This window comes from Thermotoga caldifontis AZM44c09 (genome assembly GCF_000828655.1).
Lineage (GTDB): Bacteria > Thermotogota > Thermotogae > Thermotogales > DSM-5069 > Pseudothermotoga_A > Pseudothermotoga_A caldifontis.
In genome coordinates this window covers 1,556,995-1,574,321 of sequence record NZ_AP014509.1, presented here as the reverse complement: position 1 = coordinate 1,574,321, position 17,327 = coordinate 1,556,995, and the positions used below count along the sequence as shown (strand labels likewise).

Here is a 17,327-nt window from a genome sequence, read left to right as displayed (position 1 = left end):
TACCACGCGATCGTCATCACTGTCAATCTGTACACAGACCTCCTCTACCCATCGTCTTCGCTCTGTAGAGCCTTTCGTCTGCGACTCTTATGAGCGTTTCAAGATCGCTACCGTCTTCTGGAAACTGTGAAAGCCCCACCGATACGCTCAGATTCAGGGTGAGATCGTGAACCTGGAAGGGTTTCTTGACTGCTTCTTGCAATCTTTGGGCCACGTTGGAACCTGCTTTCTTGTCCGCGTTAGGAACTATCAACAGCATTTCGTCTCCCCCATAGCGGATCAGTATCGTGTCTTTCCTGGCGTTCTCCCGCAACCTGCGGGCGACTTCTTTGAGCACCTCGTCTCCCACGGTGTGCCCATAAACGTCGTTTATCTCCTTGAAGCCATCAAGGTCGAGCATGATCACACAGAATTTTTCACCGAGACTCTGAAGATTGTGAGAAATTCTCTCCAGAACGTTCCTGTTGGCCAAGCCCGTCAGCCGGTCGGTCTCCGCTTTGGATTTCCAGAAGTCTATCTGCTTCATCTGCTGGGTCGTTTCGATCAAAACGAAGGTCGTCTCAACCGCTTCTCCAGCCTCGAAACGTGGGACTGCGTGCACTTCGAACCATCTGTTTGTTCCATCGATATGGAGTGAGACTGCTTTCACCACGTTCCTTTCAACCTTTTTGATGTGGTTCAAAATTGTCTCGAACATCTGAACGACCTCTGGCCTCAGCCTTTCTGAGTTTTCAGCTTCTTGCACGAACGTTTTCCTGAAGGCTTGGTTCATGAAAATAACCTGTCCGTTCCTGAGCACCGCGATGGGTTGTGGTATCGAACTCAGGATGATCTGTAACCTTTCTCTCTCTTGCGACTGCAACGACAAAAGCTTCTCTCTTTCTTTCTGGTAACGGTTGAAAGATACCACGAAGAACAGCGAGATCATAACGTAAACAGCACCGAACACGACGATCACGCGCCGGAACTGTCCTGCGATCTTTTTGAACTGTTCCTCTAAGGTTTCGCTGTACAGACCCGTACCTATTATCCAGCCCCAGGGTTCGAAGGTTCTGATCGCGGAGATCTTTCTCTCCAACTTCTGTTCCCCGTAGACGTACCATTCGTACTCGGCGAATTCTCTGTTCTGCTTCGCTGCTTCGACGATCGCACGCACTGCGGCGGCGAAAGCTGGATCGTTCGAATCGAACCCGCTCTGTCCTTCCAGATCCGATCTGTAAGGATGTGCCAGGAGCATTCCTTCTCTGCTCAGCACGAAGAAGTAATCTTTACCCTCCGGGCCGTACCGAAGAGTTTTGAGCTCTTCGAGTGCGTTCCTCTGGGCGGTTCGTTCGTCGAGTGCACCTTTCTCGTAACTCGAAAAGTAGTGCTGCACCAGCGCGATCGCTATGTCCACCTGGTGCTTCAGACTGTTGAGCTGGTGGTTCAGGGATATCTGGTACAATTTTGGAAATACCAGCCAGATCGGATAAACTATCAGTGTGAAAACTGCTGCGAGCAAGACCAGCACTAACGGGATAGCGTTCGTGATTCTGAACCGCACGCCGCACCGCTCCTGTGTCACGCTTCAACGCGATTATACTTTACACACTTTCATCGAGGTGGTCCAGGTGTACTTTCTCGGTGTGGACGTTGGAGGTACGAAGACGCACGTTCTGATCGTGGACGGATCCGGAAACGTGATCTCCTTTCACGAAGGACCCGGTGCGAACTATCAGGGAATGGGCGTGGAGAAGGCTCTTCACAATCTGAGACAGGCCATAGCAGAGGCGCTGGAGAAGGCGTCGCTGACAACCGACGAGCTGAATGCGAGTTTCTTCGGTGTCGCTGGGGCCGACTTCGAGTACGAGAACAGGATCGTGCGTTCGATGCTGGAAAGACTCGGATTGAAAAATTACGCGTTCGACAACGATGGCAGGATCGCCTTAAGGTCCGGAACCATGGACGATGTTGGCATCATGATAAGTTGCGGCACCGGTGGCATCAACTACGCGTGCGATGGAAAGAGGATCGAGAGGATTGGGGGATTCTCAACGTTCTTCGGTGAGCGTCTCGGCTCGTACATCGTTGCGGGTAAGGTGGCCTCTGCGATCGTGAGGGCGAAGGATGGAAGATCGGAAAACACGATCATGGTGGAAATGTTCGAATCTCAAATCCAATCGAACATCGAAGACATCATGCACTTCGAATACGAAGGGAATTACGAAAAGATGAGGGAATACGTGGTTTTGTTGATAAAAATCCTCTTCTCTGCCGCACGAAAACATGATTTTGTCGCCCTGAAAATACTCTGCGAAATCGTTGAGGAGGTCCTCAGCATCGTCAGGGCGTTCAGATCGAAACTGAGTTTCACACCCCCGATAAAGCTGGTGCTCGAAGGTAGTTTCTTCAAGAACGCGGATCCCATGCTTCTGGATATGATCCAGACCGCCCTCGGAAGAGATTACCGGCTGATCGTTCCGAAGCATCCGCCGGTGGTTGGGGCGGTGCTTCTGGCTGCCGAGCTGGCAGGTTACAGATTCAACGAGGAGTCGGTCGAAAGATTGATCCGTCACTGGGGGGATGGCGCGTGAAGATAGCGATCGTGGGAGCGGGTAGCAGTTACACTCCGGAACTCATATCTGGTCTGTTGCAGATCTCGAGCGAGATCGGACTCGAGGAAGTCTGGATGCACGATATAGACGAAAGAAAGCTTCAGATCATGCACGCTTTCTGCCAAAGGCTGGTGAAAGACAACTTCAAACTGTTCAAGACTCAGGATTTCGTTGAAGCTGTGAAACAAGCAAAGTACGTGGTCTTCCAGTTCAGACCCGGTGGTTTGAAGGCGCGCAGGCTGGACGAGGAGATCCCTCTCAAATACGGTCTCATAGGACAGGAGACCACGGGAGTTGGGGGCTTCGCTGCGGCCTTGAGGGCGTTTCCCGTCGTTGAACGGTACATCGATCTTTTGGACAAACACAGCGAGGCGGTTGTCATCAACTTCACCAACCCTTCGGGTCACGTGACGGAGTTCGTGCTGAACTACCTCGGTTTCGAACGGTTCATAGGTCTCTGCAACGTACCCATCAACCTCTTGAACCAGCTCGCTCGTCTACTTTCCTGCGAGATGAACGATCTTTTCTTGAAGTACTACGGACTGAACCATTTGAGCTTCGTTGAGAAGGTGTGGCTGAAGAACGAGGATGTCACGGAGAAGGTTTTCCAGTTGGTCTCACACTACGACACTCCGGAGATGCCGGCATGGATCTTGGAATCGTTGAGGCTCATCGTGAATCCGTACCTTCGGTACTATCTGTCGACACAGACGATGTTCGAAAAGATCGTTCATGAAGGCACACGCGCCGAAAAGGTGATCCAGATCGAGGAACAGCTCTTCAAAAAGTATGAGACGGAGAGCGAGATTCCGAAAGAACTGTCCCTGAGAGGCGGGAGCCTCTATTCCACGGCGGCAGCCATGCTGATCAGAGATCTGGCCCTTTCGAACAGCTCGGTGCACATCGTCAACACGAGGAACAGGGGCGCGATCAATAACTTGCCGGCCGATTACGTGCTCGAAATACCGTGTCTGACGAAGGCCAACGCAGTCTCACCGATCAGCATGAACGATGCAGATCATTTCGCAGTCGGGCTCATCCACACGATAAAGATGTACGAAAGACTCACCATAGAGGCGTATCTGAAGAGATCGAAAGCGACGGCGATCAAAGCCCTACTTTTGCATCCGCTCGGTCCGAGGTCTCACAACGTGAAAGAACTGCTGGAAGACATATGCGACGCCAACAGGGACCACTTCCAGCTCCATTGAAGGGATGATCACTCCTGCTGCAGATCACGGGAGGTAGTCTGAGGGGAAGGAAAGTCGAGCCCGTTCCAGATCCAAGAACGCGCTACACCAGCTCGATGGTGCGTCAGGCGCTGTTCAGCATGATCGATGTGTCCGACAAAAGTTTTCTGGAGCTCTTCTGTGGCAGCGCCGTGGTCTCCATCGAGGCGATCAGCAGGGGCGCCAGGAGGGCCGTGGCGGTCGACGTTTCGAAGCTCGCCGTTCAGATCGCGAGGAAAAACGCCCATAGGCTCGGCGTGGATCTCACAGTGCTGTGCATGGATTACAGAAGGTTCCTCGAAAAGAACATGGAGAGATTCGATGTGGTTTTTTTAGATCCACCGTACGATCTGGGCTTTGTGAGCGAGGCGTTGAAGCTCTTAGCGGAGAAAGACGTCGCGGAGACGATCGTCGTGGAAAAGTCGAAAAGAGAGAAGGTGACGATCCCGGATCGCTTCGAGCTGATCAGGCAGAGGACTTACGGTGACAGCGAACTGCTCATCTTGAGACGTTCACCGGCTTTGGAACCAGAAAGTAAGGAAGTTCACCCGGTTTGAGGTTCAGCTTCTCTCTCACGTTCGAAGGCGTGGCGTTGAGCATCTCGAAGCACAGATTGCCGATCCTCACACCCCAGATACCTTTTTCTTCATAGAAACTGATGGGCTGACTGGATCTGTAGACTATGTTCACCCCATCGTTTGCGATCCTCTTGATCGTGTAACTTTCCTGCCCGAACTCCACCCTGTACCAGACCAGTTTCTCCTTGCCGTCAACCTTCTCCCAGAAACTGATCGCAGAATCGCTCACACGCGCTGTGCTGATTGATCTGTACCAGAAATCGTGCCTCAAGAAATCGACCGCCATCATCAGATCTATGTCCTCTTCCAGACGTTTCGTCATCTGAAAGAAGTGCGTGATCGTCGTGTTCAAACATAGCCCAGCTATCGCGATGAAGCAGAGCGAGACGATCAGATAGACGAGCATCTGGATCGTTATGAAACTCACACGCCAGCTCGGTACAGAGCTTCGTAGGCTTCTGCGTTCAGAACGGCACATCCTGCAGCACCCCTGATCGTGTTGTGCACCAGAGCAACGAACCTGAGCGCGCGATCGGAAACCTTCACCAGCCTTCCCACGCTCACCGTCATACCGTTCCCCATATCTCTGTGGAGTCTCGGCTGTGGAGCGTCCTTGGCGGGCAGATACACCAGAGGTTTTTCCGGGGCCGTGGGAAGTTTGTATCCTTTCAAGGGCGCAAAGTTCTCTATGGCCCCTATCAACCTGTCGATGTCGACCCTTTCACTCGTCTCGACGTAAGCGCTGACCATGTGACCATCCTGAACGGGCACCCTGTTGCACTGCGCAACGATCTCGAATCCGGCGAACTCGATGCCACGCCCTGTGAACTTGCCCAGTATCTTCTTCGGTTCGGTGCACATCTTTTCTTCCTCGTTCTTTATGTACGGTATCACGTTGTCTATGATGTCCAGGGAGGCGACCCCAGGATATCCTGCACCCGAAACGGCCTGCATCGTTACGACGCTGACGAACTCTATCCCGAAAAGATCTGCGATGGGCTTGAGCGCCATCACCAGGCCTATCGTGGAACAGTTCGGGTTGGTGATCAGCCTGCCGGGCGTTTTCTGTAGCTCCACGAGTTTCATGTGTTCAAGGTTCACTTCGGGCACGAGCAGGGGTACATCTTCGTCCATCCTGTGGCTCGCCGCGTTCGAAAAGACCGTATAGCCCCGCTCCACCAGACGTGTCTCAATCGGTCCAGCCACGTCGGAAGGCAGTGCCGAAAAAACGTAGTCACAGTCGAAGTTCGAATCGACGCTGACGATCTCCATGTCCTTGACCTTTTCTGGGATTTCGCAGGGTAAATGCCAGTGGACAACGTCCGCGTACTTCTTCCCGGCCGATGCTTCGGAGGCTGCGAGCACAGTTATTTCGAAGAACGGATGGTTCGCAAGTAGCTGTACGAACCTCTGCCCCACCGTGCCTGTCGCGCCGAGAATCGCCACCTTCCTTTTCATTCCTCGATCCCTCCTCAGACCTGTTTCGAATAGAGCAGGCTGAGCATGGCCTTCGTCGCCTTCGCCCTACCCATGGTGAAGATGTGGATGCCGGGAGCACCCGATGCGAGCAACCCTTCTGCGAGTTTCGCGGCGAACCTCACACCGATCTTGAATTCTTCCTCGCTACTGCGTGCCTGTTGCATCTGCGATACGAAGTGCTCAGGTATGGTCACGAAGAACTTCTTTGGAATGGAGTAAATGCTCTTCAGATTGACGACAGGTTTTATCCCGGGTATGATGGGAACGCTTATGCCGAACTCTCTCGCGAGCTGGACGAACCTTCTGTATATCTCCACGTCGAAGACCATCTGCGTTATGACGTAGTGTGCCCCGGCGTCTATCTTTCGCTTCAAATTCAGAAGATCTTCCTCCATGTTCGGCGCTTCGAAGTGTTTCTCAGGATAACCTGCGACACCGATGCAGAAATCTGTGGGCACATTCTGTTCCGTTGGATACAGATAGATTCCTCTGTTCAGATTCGCAATGTGTCTCACCAGCTCCACCGCGTGCTTGTAAGAACTTCTATCCTGCTGTTCGCTCATGGGATTTTCGTACTCGCCTCTGACGGCGAACACGTTTCTGACACCTATCAGGTGCAGGTCTATCAGCAGATCTTCGATCTGGTACTTGTCCATACCGTAGCAGATGACGTGAGGTACAACGTCGATCTTGTAACGGTGCATGAGCGCCGCACTCAGACCGACCGTACCAGGCCTCTTGACCTTGGTCACCTTCACGATCTGATTGTCGATCTCGACGTAGGCGACTTCGGGGGCGTGCCTCGTGACGTTGATGAAGGATATGGGAAAATCCATCAGCTCGTCGACCGTTTTGAAGATCTCTTCAACGTCGTGTCCCCTGTTCGGTGGGAGGACCTCTATGGACAAGATTGGACCTTCCTTTATCTTATCGACCAGCTTCATCCGAATCACCTTCCAGCAGAACGATCTCGAACTGTCCTTTCACGCCCAGTTTGTCCTCGAAGATGACCAGAACGCCGAGTACATGTTCGTTGATCGCACGTTGCAACAGATTTTCCACATCCTCCTTCTTTTTCACCTTGTTGCAGTAAGCGGTGGCGAAAGCATCTGCAATCGTTGCGTTCCTGCTGATCACAGTTACCGCGTCCGCGTTGCCAAAGCTCAGCGAGTGTCCAAACCGTCCAGAGGAGGTGCAGACGCCCCAGCTACCTTCTGGAATCTTCAATCCCACCCTGCCAGAGAGGGGAGAATCTCCCGCGTACACGGCCGAAACGATGCCGCCGTTGCATTTGATGAAGATGTCCCCTCCGTTCTCCACGATCACCTCTTCGCAGCCGAAGTTCTTCGACAGGAACTCACCAACCTCGTCCGCGAACGCTCCAGCCACCGCCGCGGTGGGACCGACGCCGGCAAGCTTCGCAGCCTCGACCATCTTCATCGCGATCTTCGGTCCGTCGAACGGTTCCACCGGTTCGAGCGAAGAGAAGAACTCCGGACAAATTTTCGCAACCTCCAGAAGCTGTCGATACAGATCCTGAACAAGCCCGAGCACGGCCTCTGGCATGTGTGGATCGTACCTGTCGACTCCGATCCACAGATCGGTTTCTCTGTATCGAACAATGAAGGTTTGCAATCTCTGACTGTGAAAATCTCTGTAAAACCTTCTCACAGTGGAGGCAGCTTCACCCCGACGGGACACACGTCGCTGCACAGTCCACAGTTCGTGCAGAGATCTCTCTCGAACTTCAGAACATCGTCGACGAGTTTCAACGCGTCGAAGGGGCACACGCCCACACACATACCACAGTTCACACAGGTTGGTTCTTCCATTCTGAAACTTTCGGCTTGCTTCACTTCCTCGAGCCCCTTCATGCTCCTCGGCTCGTCGAACAACTTGACGGGACTTGTGAGTGTGAACTGACCTTCGTGGATCCAGCGTTTCAAGACTTCTGCGATCTCGCGTGCCATCGCAAGGCTCGAGATCGGTGCAGTCTTCACCTTTTTACCCTCTATCTCGATCCATCCAGACCTGAGTTCTGCGTAGTTGACGAGCCTCAGCACGGGTCTTCCTGCTTTTCCGTAGTCCCTCAGCTCCGTGGTTATCTCTTCGTTCGATCTGCTCACGTAATAGGCGATCTCTTCGTTCAGGACAGGTATCGGTACGCCTATGCCGATGAACATCGTCACACCGTAGTTTTTGAAATACGCAGCCCTCAGATACCTCGGATTCATCCTCTTCGCATCGCCTATCACGGCGAGCGTCCTCGCGGCGGAGATGGGTATGCCGTGTTCGTTCGTCTGCACGTTGTTTCTGAACTGCGTGCCTGGCCACACCACGTAACCTTCCGTGCCACAGAGGAAGATCTTCGTTCCCAGGCCGATCGTGAGCATCTTTGGATCTTTCAACAACGGGCTCAGCTCGCCCGAGGTGGAATAAGTGACGTTTCCAAAGTTCGCGAGCAGTTTACCCATGTAGGTGTATATGGTCCTGTCAGAACTGTTGGTGGCCGCGGCGTAGTTCTGGTACGCGTTCCTCGGGTTGAACATGAAGAAATCGTTTATCATGTCCTTGTTCACGTAACCTTCGAACTGCTTCCTCGGATAACAGTCCGTCCCTTTTCCTTCCGCTTTCAACCTGAGATTCTGTCCCCTGATGAGCAGTTCTATGATGTGTGCTCCGCCGAAACTTTTGTCCTGCTTCGATTCCTGCGTCACACCTATGTAACCGTCCACGGCCGCCAGACCGCCGTAGACTTCCACACCTTCGATCTCTATCCTCTCCATCCTCATGGGTGGTCTGGTGTGACCGAAGTTCACGAACGCTCCACTCGAGCACATGGGTGCGAAGGTGGCCGTCGTCACCACATCAACCTTCCTGGCGACTTCCTTAACGCCCTCTTCTTTCGCCAGCCTGACGACCTCTTCTGCCGTGAGCACCACCGCTTCGCCGCTCAGAATCTTTTTGTTGATTTCTTCAATCGTTCTCATTTTCGACACCTCCAAAAAATTCTTCATGTATCGCTCGGAGGGCTTTGTCTCTGTCTTCAACACTGACGATGAAATAGACGGTCACTTCCGACGCACCCGCCGAGATCATCAAAACGTTGATCTTCTCCTTAGACACGGCGGAAAAGATCCTCGCCGCGATCCCGTGTTTCTGGAGCACACCGTTTCCCACCGCCGCGATCAGAGAGATGTTCGTCTTGAAATCGATCTGTTCGACCTCCGGGATGTTCAGCTTTGAAACGATCTTCTTCGATTTTTCCAGATCCTGTCGCGAGATGAGCACGTTTATACTCGTCTGAGCCGTTATCACGGATTTTATGTTGATGTTCTCGGCACCGAACGTCGATGCGATCTGACCGAGCAAGCCCGGCACACGACCCACGTTGGAACCTTTGAACTGAACGATGGCGATGTCGTCGGTGAAAGAAATGCTCTTGACCACGTCCTTCGTTGTCGAACCGTTCGCGGTTATGATCGTGTCAGGTTCGTCGATGCCTTTGAACTGGTTTATGTTGAACACGTACAGCGGTATGCCCTTCTTTCTCAAAGGTTCAACGGTCGCATGGTGCAGTATCTTCGCTCCGAAGTAGGAGAGCTCTGCAGCTTCATCGTAAGAGAGCATCTTCACGGGTTTGACGTTCTTCACATGCTTCGGATCGCACGTCATGAAACCGGACACGTCTTTGTACAGGTCCACCCTCTCTGCGTCCAAACAGTAAGCCAGTGAAGTTGCCGTGTAATCGCTCCCACCGCGACCCAGTATGGTGACTCTTCCATCGTGAAGCCCGTAAAAACCGGGAACGACGTAGTTTCTGTTCTTCTTGAAGAACGCAACCGCGTTCCGGCGGCTCGCCTCAAGGTCGACCGTCGCGTTACCGAACTTACCGTCCGTCACCAGTCCGAACTGCTCGGGCAACGCCTCTTCGAAGTCCAGACCGTGTTCGTTGAAAAATCTGGTTATCATCAGAGACGAACAGCGCTCACCGTGGCTGACGATGTAATCCTGAAACTCCACGGGAACTTCTTTCAGAAGTTTCGAGCCCAGCAGAACGTCTCTGATTTCGAAAACCCGATCCTTCAGCTCTTCGTCGTCTTTGCCTATGAAGGATCGGTAGCGCTCGTAGAGAGATTGAAGAAAAGCATCGACGTCGAGCCGATCGATCTTCGAAACGGCGTCTATCAACTGGTTCGTGACACCGTAGACGGCGGATACCACCACGATCAGGCTGCCTTTGTACATCTTCACAACGTCCAGGATCTTGAAAAGATCGTCTCTGCTCTTCAGATTCGAACCACCGAACTTGAGCACGAACCTGCTCAACTCTTCTCACCTCCGACCAGCCTTTTGCATAGGTTCAGCGCTTCCAGTGCATCCTTCGCGTAGTACACTTGGAACTGCTGTGCGAGCTGCTGGTTCATCGATGCCCCACCGGCCACGATGAAGACGTCCACGCCGTTTTCTCTCAAAAGGTCGGCGGTTTCTTTCACATAGCCCACGGTCGTCGTCATCATCGCTGAGAGGCCCACTATGTCCGGTTTGATCTCCCTCACCGCCGCGAGTATCTTCTCCGCTGGGACGTTCTTTCCAAGGTCTATCACTTCGAATCCACCGCTTCTCAGCACCGTGGCGACGATCTTCTTTCCTATGTCGTGTATGTCATCCTGCACCGTCGCCAGAACCACGGTTCCGAGCTTCTTCTGGGAACTACCTATCAGGCTGTTGAGATGATCGAAAACGGGCTGAACCGTCTCCGCCGCGAGCAACAGGTGTGGTAGATAAATCTTCCCGGTCGCGTAGAGCTGACCGACCCTCTCCATCGCCTTCGCCAGGATGTTCTGGCTCACGTACAGCGGATCGTGGTCCTTCAACAGGTCTTTGACCAGTTCCATTATCTGCTCGCGCTGACCTTTCAGTATGTAATTCACCAAGGGTTCCTCTTCGAGCTGTTCCAGTTTCACGATCTGTTCTCCCCTCAAGGTCAGCGCACCTTTCAGAACGTTCATGGTCGTCTGCTCCCTGCTGTTCAGTATCGCCGCGTTCAGACCGGCATCGACACAGAGAGACAAGAACGCCGCGTTCACACTTTCTCTCTCGGGCAGACCAAAACTCAGGTTCGAAAGGCCTATGCTGCTCTTCAGACCCAGTTCCCTCAGCTTTCTTATGGTTTCCACAGTGACGCGGTAGTCCTTTTTCGCGCCGACCGGCAGTACCAGAGGATCGAAAAAGACTCTGTCCAGATCCACGCCTTCGGATTTCAAGATCTCCGCGGCCCTTTTCGCGAGTCTCACCCTGCCTTCGCTGTCCTCCGGAATCTCCTTCTCCATGCACAGCACGATGAGCATACCACCGTAGCGCTTGATCAGCTCTATTCTGGAAAGCAGATGCTTTTCATCGCACGTCGCGGAGTTCAGAATGGGTCTGCCGACGTACTCTCTGAAGCACACCTTTAGAAAATCCAGCGTCTGAACGTCTATGGAAAGCGGCAGGCTCGCGTACCTGTCCAGTTCGTTGATCAAAACCTTGAAGTGTTCTTCACTGAGCACCTTTTCGAGTCCAAGGTTCACGTCTATGATCGCGCATCCTTCCTGTTCCTGCTCCTGTGCGAGCCTGATCAGCTGGGAGAAGTTCATCTGTCTGATCTCTTCCTGGAGCTTTTTCTTCCCAGTCGCGTTGATCCTTTCCCCGATGATCAGAAAAGGTTCGACCGACTTCAAAACGGTTCTGGACGAAAGAAACTGCTGCTCAACGACCTGCCTTTCAACCGGCCTTCTTTCTCCCACGTAGCTGGTCATCATCTTTATGTGCTCGGGACCCGTGCCGCAGCATCCACCGACGATGTTCGCACCCATTTCAACGAAGTCCCTCATGTAGATGGCGAACTCCTCAGGGCTCGTTCTGTAAACGATCCTGTTCCCGACCAGCAACGGTTTTCCCGCGTTCGGCTCGACGCAGAGTGGTTTTCTGCAGTACTTGGCAAGCTTCGAGAATACGGAGAGCATCTGTTTCGGTTCGAGCGTGCAGTTTATCCCTACCACGTCCACGTCCAGATCGTTCATGAGCGTGGCATAGATCTCCACCGATGTTCCGGTGACGGATTTTCCGTCCTCTTCGAAGGTCATCGACACCACCAGCGGAATTTCTTCAGACACATCCCTCACGGCGAGTATCGCGGCCTTCAACTCTTTCAGATCGCTCATCGTTTCGATGATGATCCCATCCACACCCGCATCTATCAGGATGGAAGCCTGTTCTTTGAAAACTTCGTACGCCTCCTCGAAGTCGATCTCTCCCATGGGCTTGACGAAACTGCCAGTCGAAGACATGTCACCGAACACGAGCTGACCGTTCTTGCAAACAGATTTTGCTATCTCCACCGCTTTCCTGTTGATACGTTCTATCGATTCTGCAAGACCGTACTGGCTGAGCTTGAATCTGTTCGCACTGAAAGTGTTCGTGAGCAGTATGTCCGCCCCCGCGTCTACGTAATCCTGCTGGAGCCGTCTGACCATCTCGGGATCATCTATGTTCAAAGTTTCGATCAGCTTTCCCCGAAATCCCCTTTTGAACAGTTCGGTACCGTAAGCACCATCTAAGAAAAGCACTCGCTTTTCGAGAAGGTTCAGAAATTCATTCCTCTTCATCGTACCACCCTATCATGCACGTTGTGGTCTTCCGCGGGACCATGATGCCGCTGTCCAGAACTTCAACGTTTTCTATCTTCAGGAGCCCCACTATGTATCTGTTCCACCTTATATCCACATCGCCGTAGCCCGGTGAAAAACGCATCGTTCCTCTGCCGAACCTTTCTCTCAGTTTCCTGTCGAACGCTTCGTTCAACGCCTCCAGTGCCTCGGAAGCCCACGCGTCCAAAACGGCCGCATCGTACGTTCGATTCTCTTCGAGCAAAGAATTCACCAGTTCATCGATTTCTTTTCCCAGCGTCGAAAGGAAAAGACTGACACGCTTCACACCAGTGAAGGAACGGGGAACCAGGGGGGAAGGAAGTTCTTCTACAGGGAAAACGGCGTGATGAACGAGAGGTTTTGAAACCTTCAGTCCCTCGAGGAAGAGTTCGTTGAAACGCACGAGCATCTCTGTTTCGGCAACCACGCTTCTGTAACGCGTTCTCAATCGCGCAAGGAACACCGCTTTGTCCGGCATGTACTCTTCGAGTTTTGGAACGTAAAGTTCGACCAATTCTCATCCCCCTTTGTCCACGATGATACAACATCTGCGCCGAAACATTGTGAAACGTGCACGAACAAAATTTGAAGGTTCATTCAACCACCTGGCTTGCGGCCTTCCTGAGTCTGTTCATCACCGAGAACAGTATACCTTTCTCGGGTAGGCCGACCACGATGGCGACATCCGCAGCGTAGTTGTCCACGGATCTGAGCACCTTGAAAAGGTTCTGGGCGATCGTGTAAGGTTCTGAAAGTTTTCCCATGACGATGATCCTTCTTCCGTAGAAGTTTCCCGCCATCTCTTCGGGACAGACGATGGGCGCATCTGGATGCATCATCAGAACGCTGTCGAGTTTTCTCTCATCTAAGACCAAGATCAGAGGCTTGTTCGGTGCGTAGTGTCTGTACATCATGCCTGGCGCGAGCGGTCTCTCAACCTGGGCTTTTCCGAGCAGAAAATCGGGTATGTGCAGCTCTGGAACCACCCTGCGTATCTCTTCCACCGTCGCAGGACCTGGCCTCAAGAGCGTGGGCCTTTCCCGGGAAAGGTCTATCACGGTCGATTCCAGACCCAGGGGGGTTTCACCAGCATCGATGATCACGTCCACCGATCCGTAGAGATCCTCTATGACGTGCTGTGCACTCGTCGGGCTCGGTCTTCCAGAAAGGTTCGCACTCGGTGCAGCGATGGGCGTATCACTGAGTTCTATGAGCATCTTCGCCACGGGATGACTCGGCATCCTCACTGCGACCGTTTCCAGCCCGCCAGTGACCTCCTTTGGAACCTGCGGCTTCTTTTTGAAGATGATCGTCACGGGGCCTGGCCAGAAGGTTTCGATCAAAGTTTTTGCCTTGTTGATGTCGTCTTCGATCAAAAGGTCGAGTTGTTTCAGATTCGATATGTGCACGATGAGTGGATTGTCCGCGGGTCTTCTCTTGATCTCGAATACACGAAGGACCGCCGCCCTGTCGAAACAGTTCGCTCCAAGACCGTACACGGTCTCCGTCGGGAAAGCGACGGTCCCACCTCTTTTGATCACTTCAGCCGCCTTCTTGAGTATTTCGGCGGAAGGGTTTATCGGATCCACCTTCAAGATCAAGCTCAAGACGAACACCCCTTTTTCACAACCATTCTACCTTAGGAGTGACACACGTACACGTAGAAAAGTTCATCGGGAGGCAGATCATGTTCAACACCAACTTTCAGATCATAAAGGTTGCCATGGACGTTGCGATGCTCAGGCAGAGCGTTCACGCTCAGAACATAGCGAACGCCGAGACGCCCAACTATCGACGCAAGTACGTTCTGTTCGAAGAACTTTTGAAAGAGGCTTCGAAAGTTCGCCTCACCACAACACACGAAAGGCACATAGCCTCAGTTCAATCTTTGCCGCGGGCACGCATCGAGGTCGACAGACAATCTTTCTACAGGAACGATTTCAACGGCGTGGACATCGATTACGAAGTGTCTCAAATGGTCGCGAACGGTCTGAGATACGAGGTGCTGTCGAGGCTCATGTCCAAGAACATCGAATACTACAACACGGTTTTGAGAGGTGTATAATATGGACGAGTTCACGATTTTCAGAGTCAGCGCTTCTGGAATGACGGCTCAGCGTCTCAGGCTCGATGTCATAGCGAGCAACATAGCGAATTCAGAGACCACCAGGACAGAGCGCGGTGAACCTTACAGAAGAAGGATTCCGATCTTCGCCGAGTACATCATAGACAGAGCCAGCACCTCGGCTGTGAGGGTGGTACGAATAGAAGAAGATCCTTCTCCGTTCAGGCTCGTCTACGATCCAGCGCATCCAGACGCCGACGAGAACGGTTATGTGAGGTATCCCAACGTGAACGTGCTCAGAGAAATGGTAGATCTGATCAACGCTCAGAGGTCTTACGAAGCCAACGTTTCAGCTTTCAACGTCACGAAATCGATGATAAACAGCGCTCTGCAGATCGGAAGGGGTTGATCTTGAGTGATAGATGGGATCAACAGGATTGAACCTTCTGGCATTCAGAAGCCTCAGGATCAGAAAGGCTCAAGAAGTGCTCCGGACTTCGCCGAAATACTGAAAGAGGCCTTCGATAAGGTGAACCAGGTGCAGAAGAACGCCGAAAAGATGGCCTCAGACTTCGCCCTCGGAAAGATCAGCAACATCCACGAAGTCATCATCGAAGCGGAGAAGGCCACGATCGCTCTCAGACTCACCACCGAGGTGAGGAACAGGATCGTTGAAGCCTACAGAGAGATCATGCGCATGCAGTTGTGAGACAGTCACATCCATCGATCGGTTAAACCTTTGTTCATGATCGTTGGAAGGATCTTGTGCGGCGAGTAGTTCCCCCCGCGAGTTCCTCAGTGATTTAACATCTCACTTTCCGCAGCTCTTCAGGTTAGATTCGAAGAGCAGGGATTCTGGTTGAATTCCTTTTCCGCATTCGAAGTTGGAGCTGTTCGCCGAAGTGCTACAATCGAAGCAAGGGGGGATTCCTGTGAAAAGGTTGCTCGCAACGATCTTCGTCCTAACGATCGTCGCAACTTTGCTGTCTTCCACGCCTGGTGTTCCCAAAGACGTGCCTTCTGTTTACACAGGGATGGTGGCCACATCACATCCTTTGGCATCCTTGGTTGGCGCCAGGATACTCCAGCAAGGTGGAAACGCGGTGGACGCCGCCGTTGCGATTCAGTTCGCGCTGAACGTTGTCGAGCCCATGATGTCGGGCATCGGTGGCGGGGGTTTCATGATGATCTATCTGGCTAAGGAAAACAAAGTTGTCGTGATCGATTACCGTGAGCAAGCGCCTGCCGGAGCCAAACCGACGATGTTCCTCGACTCGGAAGGTAAGCCTTTGCCTTTCAGAACAGCCATACTCACTGGTCATGCGATCGGTGTTCCAGGTACACTGAAAGGCATGGTTACAGCACTCGAAAAATTCGGTACCATGAGCCTCGCCCAGGTGATCGAGCCGGCGATCGAACTCGCCGAAAAGGGCGTGATGGTGAACAGGGTTCTGGCTCAATCGATCAAGGACAGCATGTACAAGTTCAACGAAGCGGCCAAGCAGGTGTTCGCACCGAACGGTGAACCGTTGCCCGAAGGCGCACTGCTCGTACAACCTGATTTGGCCAAGACGTTCAAGCTCATTAAAGACTACGGACCCGACATCTTCTACAAGGGCGACATAGCCAAAGCCATTGTCGAAGCCGTCCAGAGTCGTGGCGGTACGATGACCCTTGAGGATCTCACAAATTACGAAGTCAAGTTCAGGGAACCGATACGCGGAACGTATCGTGGCTACGAAATCGTGTCCATGCCTCCTCCAAGTTCGGGAGGGCTCACACTCTTGCAGATGTTGAAAATACTTGAAGCTTACGACATTCGCGCGCTTGGGCACAACACCACGCAAACTCTGCATTTGATGATCGAAGCCATGCGTATCGCGTACGCCGACAGGGGTAAATATCTGGCCGACGCAGATTTTGTCAAGATACCGTTCAAAGGATACCTGGACGATCGCTACATCGAACAGAGACGATCGCTCATAGATTTCCAAAAGGCAAATCCGAACATAAAACCGGGTAACCCCTGGGAATATGAAGAGGCGAACGTTGAGGCAGATTTGGACAGATTCGCCGCGTTGAATTACGAGAGCGAGACCTCTCAAACCACACACTATACGGTTCGCGATAAGTGGGGTAATCTGGTCGCCTGCACGACGACGATCGAAGATGTTTTTGGATCTGGCCTCATGGTACCGGGCTTCGGTTTCATGCTCAACAACGAAATGACCGACTTCGACTTTGTGCCCGGTGGTGCGAACGAAGTTCAACCCGGAAAACGCCCGAGAAGCAGTATGACACCTACCATCGTGTTCAAAGACGGAAAACCCATCTTCAGTGTTGGTTCACCCGGTGGAGCGAGGATCATAACGACGGTCATGCAGGTGATCATGAACATGATCGATCACGGTATGAGCGTTCAGGAAGCTATCAACGCACCGAGGATCTTCAGTTCGAGTTATCCTACGGTTCAGTGGGAAGCTGGTATAGCAGAGCACGTGAAACGCGAACTGGAGCTTCGCGGGCACAAGATGGCGGAAAACCCGATCGTGATGGGTAGTGTGCAGAGCATAGTGATAGACATCGAGACCGGTAAACTTTACGGTGGAGCGGATCCGCGAAGGGAAGGTACAGTGATAGGAGTACCGTGAATGTGTTTTTGTCGGAAGACTTGACGGGAGAATTGAACT

17 protein-coding genes are annotated in these 17,327 nt (G+C 52.6%); 7 read left to right on the top strand and 10 right to left on the bottom strand.

Annotation, left to right across the window (positions count from 1 at the left end; translation table 11 throughout):
- Positions 1-22: 22 nt before the first annotated feature.
- Positions 23-1,543, bottom strand: a complete 1,521-nt coding sequence (locus tag TSP01S_RS10110) for a diguanylate cyclase (protein ID WP_052463556.1) — start codon at positions 1,541-1,543, stop codon at positions 23-25.
- 67 nt (positions 1,544-1,610) lie between these two features.
- On the opposite strand from TSP01S_RS10110, the gene TSP01S_RS07825 reads away from it, so the two are divergent.
- The 3 genes from TSP01S_RS07825 to TSP01S_RS07815 are packed head-to-tail and all read left to right on the top strand — an operon-like array spanning position 1,611 to position 4,380.
- Positions 1,611-2,573 (top strand): N-acetylglucosamine kinase, encoded by a 963-nt coding sequence (locus TSP01S_RS07825; protein ID WP_041077564.1) that lies wholly within the window; start codon positions 1,611-1,613, stop codon positions 2,571-2,573.
- Positions 2,570-3,805, top strand: a complete 1,236-nt coding sequence (locus TSP01S_RS07820) for a 6-phospho-beta-glucosidase (protein ID WP_041077562.1) — start codon at positions 2,570-2,572, stop codon at positions 3,803-3,805. The genes TSP01S_RS07825 and TSP01S_RS07820 overlap by 4 nt, the downstream gene beginning before the upstream one ends.
- Before the next feature lie 14 nt (positions 3,806-3,819).
- Positions 3,820-4,380, top strand: coding sequence for an RsmD family RNA methyltransferase (locus tag TSP01S_RS07815; protein ID WP_231848630.1), 561 nt, complete (start codon positions 3,820-3,822; stop codon positions 4,378-4,380).
- Here the strand turns inward: TSP01S_RS07815 and TSP01S_RS07810 are convergent.
- From TSP01S_RS07810 to TSP01S_RS07770, 9 genes are all read right to left on the bottom strand, one after another.
- Positions 4,322-4,828: a hypothetical protein gene (locus tag TSP01S_RS07810; RefSeq protein WP_041077560.1), complete on the bottom strand. Its 507-nt coding sequence runs from the start codon at positions 4,826-4,828 to the stop codon at positions 4,322-4,324. The genes TSP01S_RS07815 and TSP01S_RS07810 overlap by 59 nt on opposite strands.
- The gene (gene asd, locus TSP01S_RS07805; RefSeq protein WP_041077558.1) at positions 4,825-5,859 is read right to left on the bottom strand and encodes an aspartate-semialdehyde dehydrogenase; all 1,035 of its coding nucleotides are present in this window, start codon (positions 5,857-5,859) and stop codon (positions 4,825-4,827) included. The genes TSP01S_RS07810 and asd overlap by 4 nt, the downstream gene beginning before the upstream one ends.
- Positions 5,860-5,873: 14 nt before the next feature.
- Positions 5,874-6,824, bottom strand: a complete 951-nt coding sequence (locus tag TSP01S_RS07800) for a methylenetetrahydrofolate reductase (RefSeq protein ID WP_041077556.1) — start codon at positions 6,822-6,824, stop codon at positions 5,874-5,876.
- A complete protein-coding gene (locus TSP01S_RS07795; RefSeq protein WP_041077554.1) occupies positions 6,808-7,551 on the bottom strand; it encodes a UPF0280 family protein in 744 nt (247 codons plus the stop codon). Before TSP01S_RS07795 ends, TSP01S_RS07800 begins: the two co-directional genes overlap by 17 nt.
- A complete protein-coding gene (locus TSP01S_RS07790) occupies positions 7,548-8,870 on the bottom strand; it encodes a homocysteine biosynthesis protein (protein WP_041077552.1) in 1,323 nt (440 codons plus the stop codon). Before TSP01S_RS07790 ends, TSP01S_RS07795 begins: the two co-directional genes overlap by 4 nt.
- Positions 8,857-10,209 carry an aspartate kinase gene (locus TSP01S_RS07785; protein ID WP_041077550.1) on the bottom strand — a complete coding sequence of 451 codons (1,353 nt, stop codon included), beginning with the start codon at positions 10,207-10,209 and terminating at the stop codon, positions 8,857-8,859. Before TSP01S_RS07785 ends, TSP01S_RS07790 begins: the two co-directional genes overlap by 14 nt.
- Positions 10,206-12,530 (bottom strand): homocysteine S-methyltransferase family protein, encoded by a 2,325-nt coding sequence (locus TSP01S_RS07780; protein ID WP_041077548.1) that lies wholly within the window; start codon positions 12,528-12,530, stop codon positions 10,206-10,208. The genes TSP01S_RS07785 and TSP01S_RS07780 overlap by 4 nt, the downstream gene beginning before the upstream one ends.
- Positions 12,517-13,086, bottom strand: coding sequence for a methionine synthase (locus TSP01S_RS07775; protein ID WP_231848547.1), 570 nt, complete (start codon positions 13,084-13,086; stop codon positions 12,517-12,519). Before TSP01S_RS07775 ends, TSP01S_RS07780 begins: the two co-directional genes overlap by 14 nt.
- Positions 13,087-13,165: 79 nt before the next feature.
- Positions 13,166-14,179 carry an L-threonylcarbamoyladenylate synthase gene (locus tag TSP01S_RS07770; protein ID WP_041077547.1) on the bottom strand — a complete coding sequence of 338 codons (1,014 nt, stop codon included), beginning with the start codon at positions 14,177-14,179 and terminating at the stop codon, positions 13,166-13,168.
- An 80-nt stretch (positions 14,180-14,259) separates the two neighbouring features.
- Between TSP01S_RS07770 and flgB the strand changes: the two genes are divergently transcribed.
- From flgB to ggt, 4 genes are all read left to right on the top strand, one after another.
- Positions 14,260-14,637, top strand: coding sequence for a flagellar basal body rod protein FlgB (gene flgB / locus TSP01S_RS07765; RefSeq protein ID WP_041077546.1), 378 nt, complete (start codon positions 14,260-14,262; stop codon positions 14,635-14,637).
- A 1-nt stretch (position 14,638) separates the two neighbouring features.
- Complete coding sequence (gene flgC / locus TSP01S_RS07760; RefSeq protein WP_041077544.1) at positions 14,639-15,046, top strand: flagellar basal body rod protein FlgC; 408 nt, start codon at positions 14,639-14,641, stop codon at positions 15,044-15,046.
- A gap of 6 nt (positions 15,047-15,052) precedes the next feature.
- The gene (gene fliE / locus TSP01S_RS07755; protein ID WP_041077542.1) at positions 15,053-15,346 is read left to right on the top strand and encodes a flagellar hook-basal body complex protein FliE; all 294 of its coding nucleotides are present in this window, start codon (positions 15,053-15,055) and stop codon (positions 15,344-15,346) included.
- A 223-nt stretch (positions 15,347-15,569) separates the two neighbouring features.
- The gene (ggt, locus tag TSP01S_RS07750) at positions 15,570-17,288 is read left to right on the top strand and encodes a gamma-glutamyltransferase (protein ID WP_041078638.1); all 1,719 of its coding nucleotides are present in this window, start codon (positions 15,570-15,572) and stop codon (positions 17,286-17,288) included.
- The last annotated feature ends 39 nt before the right edge of the window (positions 17,289-17,327 follow it).